At 42.2% G+C, this 230-nt stretch carries 1 pseudogene; it reads left to right on the top strand.

Annotation, left to right across the window (positions count from 1 at the left end):
• A pseudogene (locus AAEZ00_RS22315) lies at window positions 1-230 on the top strand (CinA family nicotinamide mononucleotide deamidase-related protein); the annotation flags it as partial.

Below are 230 nucleotides of genomic sequence, written 5' to 3'. Positions count from 1 at the left end.
ACAATTGGTCACGGTGAGTCATCATTAGCAGATACATTGTCAGACATCACTTTGCCACAAGGCATTGAGCTAGGTTATCGCTCATCTATGCCACACATTGAAATTAAGATTTTTGCTCGTGGTGAAAAAGCTATCCGTCAGCTACCTGATGTAACAAAGCAGGTTAAAGCTTTATTAGGTTGTGCGGTTGTTGCTGAAAATCGGCCAACATTAGCAGCAGAGATCCATCA

The organism is Shewanella sp. S1-49-MNA-CIBAN-0167 (assembly GCF_040310145.1).
Lineage (GTDB): Bacteria > Pseudomonadota > Gammaproteobacteria > Enterobacterales > Shewanellaceae > Shewanella > Shewanella psychromarinicola.
The sequence above is the reverse complement of the archived record's forward strand: the minus strand, read 5'-3'. Positions and strand labels throughout refer to the sequence as shown.